The 1,897-nt window shown below is 48.3% G+C and carries 1 protein-coding gene and 1 pseudogene; both read right to left on the bottom strand.

Features of this window, described 5'->3' with window-relative positions:
- Nucleotides 1-250: pseudogene (locus AC1WIP_RS15320) on the bottom strand (sugar ABC transporter permease); the annotation flags it as partial.
- A 90-nt stretch (nt 251-340) separates the two neighbouring features.
- Nucleotides 341-1,750, bottom strand: a complete 1,410-nt coding sequence (locus AC1WIP_RS15315; protein ID WP_481142639.1) for an ABC transporter substrate-binding protein — start codon at nt 1,748-1,750, stop codon at nt 341-343.
- Between the last annotated feature and the right edge of the window lie 147 nt (nt 1,751-1,897).

The raw sequence follows: 1,897 nt of genomic DNA, 5'->3' as shown, positions 1-1,897 counted from the left end.
CCCCAAGGGAGGTGGTAAACAGCCTGTCGTTTGTAAACATTTCAATATAGTTATCAAACCCGATAAACTTAGGGGCCGACAGCATATTGTATTCCGTAAAGGATAAAAAGAAGGACGTCACAAAAGGAACAGCCGTAAATGCCAGAAAGCAGATCAGCCATGGGCCGATGAACAGATAGCCTATCCAGCTGCTGCCCGTACGGCGCGGACGTCTTGTCTTGATCGAAGATGCTTTTTCCATGATCGTCATAGTGATACCCCGTTTCCTCTCTGCGTTTTCATGCAATAGAAAGGGGAGCCAAAGCTCCCCCGTATCATTTTCCTTTCCAAAATTCCTGCATTATGAGGGAAGGATGGAAGCTGCCTGTGCGATAATATCTGCCATACATTCTTCCGCTGTCATCTCACCGTACATTACCGCAACATAATCATTTTTCATCACATTCATCAGTTCTGAGGAATTCAAAGGATCAGGCGTACCGGTAACGCTCACCTGGGCTGACACTCTGTCGATAAACTCCAGGGAATCCTGGGTGTACACATCGGTCTCAGGATCTGCTGCCAGCATCTCGCGGATGGAAGAGGAAAGAGAGATTCCTCTGTCTGCACCGATCAGCTTGGCCGCTTCCTCATCGTTGATCAAATAGTTGATCAGCTCTGCTGCAGCTTGGGGATTCTCGCAGTTTGCAGAAATACTCCAGTACATATTGGGATTTAAGGCCATACCGGGCTGAGTGCCCTCATCCATTCTGGGCAGCATCACCTGTCCAAGCTCCTGTCCAAGGGCTCCGCAATACATGGAATATTGATTGCTTAAGATCATGGACATAGCCGAATTTCCCTGGGAAATATAGTAATCCTCCGTAGCTGACCACGCCACCTGTACCTCAGGGTCAACCAGATAGCCTTCCTGAACGCCGTCATATATCCTCTGAATGGTATTGGTCACAGCAGTAACTACCGCTTCGTCCTCCGCCCAGGGAAGAGAGGTGCCGTCCTCGGAGAAGAAATCATATCCCATGCTGCGCACCATGGACTCAATGACCCAGCGTGCCTCAGAGAGGAAGGGAATCTCTGTCTGAATACCGGTTGCATCATAAACAGCCTTTGCCGTGTCCAAAAATTCGGTCCAGTTCCAATCGTCTGTAGGATATTCCACGCCAGCCTGATCAAAAATATCTGTATTATAAACTACAGCAAATGTGTTGTTGCCCGTTGTGATTCCTGTCAGCTGGCCGTCCACCATACCGCCGTTTAAGCTGTTTTCCGCCATATTGGAGGTATCGATAGTGCCGTCGTCAACATAGGGCTGCAGATCGATAATCTGGCCATTTCTGGAAAAATTGATAATATCACTGGTGGACATCTGGATAACATCCGGCAAATTTCCTCCTACAGCCTGGGTGGCAAGATTTTCAAAATAGCTGGTCCAGCTTGTATATTCATAGGTAAATTCCGATCCTGTCTCTTCCGCATACAGATCCAGTGCCGCTATGGTGTCGTTGTGTCGGTCCTGGCCTCCCCACCATGCAATTCTAAGGGATGCGCCTGTGCCTTGCGCTGTATCCGTGCTCTGGCTTTCTGTCGCCTGGGAGGTTTCTCCGGAGGCCTCGCTGGTCTGGGCAGCCTCCTGGGTGCTTTGTGTTTCCTCACCGCTGCTTCCACAGGCTGCCAAGGAAACGCACATACCCGCCGCCAGAATCAGGGAAACTGCTTTTTTGACTTTGCTGCTTTTCACTCGCTTTTTCACTTTTTCTCCTCCTGTTGTCTTGTGTGATGCGCGCGCTGGTTTTTTGATAACTTTATTATAATTTCCCTTTTGAAAAGCAACAATAAAAAAAAGTGAGGGGTGTGTTTAAAATTCTGTCATTTTACAGAAACATCCTCTGTTTTGTGA

This window comes from Acetatifactor sp. (assembly GCF_982438285.1).
This window is presented reverse-complemented; position numbering and strand designations above follow the sequence as displayed.